At 61.3% G+C, this 2,068-nt stretch carries 2 protein-coding genes; one reads left to right on the forward strand and one right to left on the reverse strand.

Features of this window, described 5'->3' with window-relative positions:
- Positions 1–550: 550 nt before the first annotated feature.
- Positions 551–1,276 carry an IS66 family transposase zinc-finger binding domain-containing protein gene (locus tag PQR42_RS45860; RefSeq protein WP_507028581.1) on the reverse strand — a complete coding sequence of 242 codons (726 nt, stop codon included), beginning with the start codon at positions 1,274–1,276 and terminating at the stop codon, positions 551–553.
- Between PQR42_RS45860 and PQR42_RS45865 the strand changes: the two genes are divergently transcribed.
- Positions 1,160–1,732, forward strand: coding sequence for a hypothetical protein (locus tag PQR42_RS45865; protein ID WP_507028582.1), 573 nt, complete (start codon positions 1,160–1,162; stop codon positions 1,730–1,732). The two genes, PQR42_RS45860 and PQR42_RS45865, sit on opposite strands and share 117 nt — an antisense overlap.
- The last annotated feature ends 336 nt before the right edge of the window (positions 1,733–2,068 follow it).

Below are 2,068 nucleotides of genomic sequence, written 5' to 3' on the forward strand. Positions count from 1 at the left end.
ATGTGCACCTGACGGTGTTCCAGATCGACCAGATCAGGGATCAGTATTTGCAGGAGGCGCGCGCGGACTTCGATCCGGATCTCCTGGAGCAATAGCCTGCAGCGTTGGCGGAACGCTCACCGCAATAACAACCGCATCGGAGCCTCCTGCAGGGAGGCTCGTGCGTCAGACATAAACGCCTCTGTCAGACGGCCGGAAGCGTTTCTCATAGGCTTCCAGTGCGTTCGATCCACGGTATCCGTCAGCGGAACCCATGTTGACGGTATCGCGCGGTTAGATGTCGACACTCTTTCGCAGCAGAGCGTATGAGACCCGCCAGTGGCCTTCCGGATCATCAACGGCGAGAGACGCAGTTTTCGCGTTCAGCCGGACGATGATGCCGACTCTCTCGCTCAGATATTTGTCGGTGAAGCCAACGGTGTCGCCAATGAAGAATTCCTCTCGTTGTGCTCGCGGTGGCGGCGCAGGCGCGTATGTTGGGCCGCTCGCAGTGCCAGGGATAACCGCCGCATAGAGTATCGACCACGCTGACGGCTCTGGTTGTCCTGGATCACCGCCTGGGTTTGCCGCAGCTCCACCACCGTTCCGTGCGAAGGTGGTGCGAGCGGAATGCCCCCGATATAACTGACTTCCATTCCCAGATGCAGGCGTTGACGTGCTTTGAGAACACGTCGCGGGTCGTCCAGCATTTTGCCGATGGCGAGATAGAGGCGATACAACTCGGCACCGGCAGCGCCTCGGTTTGCCACTTTGATGTTAGGTGTGTGGTCTTTGATCCGCGACTCGATCGCATACAGTCGGGCGATCCATTGCAGCGCGTGCGCTGCAAGTCCGGGTTTGCTTTGCGCCTTCGCGATTTCGAAGAAGTGTCGACGGTAATGGGCCCAACATCCGACCTCGACGATGTCTCCGTTTTCGTAGAGTGCGCCATGTCCACTGTACGCGTCGGCCTACAGATAGCCTTTGTACTTCTGCAGGTACCGCAGCGGATGCGAACCGGAGCGCGACTCAGCGAACTCGAACACGACCGCTGGCGGGTGGTCAACCCAGATGCCGTTCTCTTCGCGCTGGCGTTGCTCTTCGGCAGCGGTGAAGGCTGGGCGTTTGCGATCACGATGGTCGGCTCGCCATCCTTCTTCGCCGCGTATTTGAAGCGGATATGCTCAATGACGGTGAGCCTGGACGGCTCGTAGTGCAGCGTCTCGCTGCGCTCCTCGCCGATACGCTCGAGCGAATCGAATGCGGCTTTCTGTTCGTCGTTCAGATCGTATTCAATGTGCGTGCGCGGCAGGTCCTTCGGCAGGGCCGGACGCCCCCTTGCGGGTGTGGCCCGCGACCGGAGCCTCGGCGGGCTCGGGCGGAACGGGTAACGCCGTGGTGGCATCGAACAGTCCGCCTGACCCGCCAGCCGCTCGGAACAGACGCCGAATCGGGCGCGGTTCGCCAGGGCAATCTGGTGCTGCAGCGTCTCCAGTTGCTCCCACAGCACGCATGCCAGCCGGTTCTGTTCGAGCGCGAAGGCTTGCAGCGCATCGGGCTCGACCGGCAGTTCCGCGACAGTGATGGCGGTGGGCAGCATGGCTATCATGATGCCCAACTCGCGCTACGTTTACAAGAGCCGGTAGCGGTGACTCTGCGCAGGCGGGAGCAGCATCACCTCACGCGCGTCACCGCGACGGCGCGATGCGACTCGCGCGCCGGGATCTCAATGCCTTCGAGCCATGCGCCGTGACCATCTCGCGCCAGAATGCTTCGCCTTGCCGGGAGCGCCGTGCGCCCGTCGGTAGGGCCTCTCCCGTTGTATCGTCCATCGCATTGCTCCGTCGTTACGATGGCAAAAACTTTCGCACTGCACGTACGCGCGTTCAAGACGGGATGCGCTGACGAATACTTTAATTTCTGACGCGCGAGCCTCCCTGCAGGAGGCTCCGATGCGGTTGTTATTGCGGTGAGTGTTCCGCCGACGCTCCGGGCTATTGCTCCAGGAGATCCGGATCGAAGTCCGCGAGCGCCTCCTGCAAATACTGATCCCTGATCTGGTCGATCTGGAACACCGTCAGGTGCACAC

The sequence above is a fragment of the Paraburkholderia sediminicola genome (genome assembly GCF_046027355.1).
GTDB lineage: Bacteria > Pseudomonadota > Gammaproteobacteria > Burkholderiales > Burkholderiaceae > Paraburkholderia > Paraburkholderia sediminicola_B.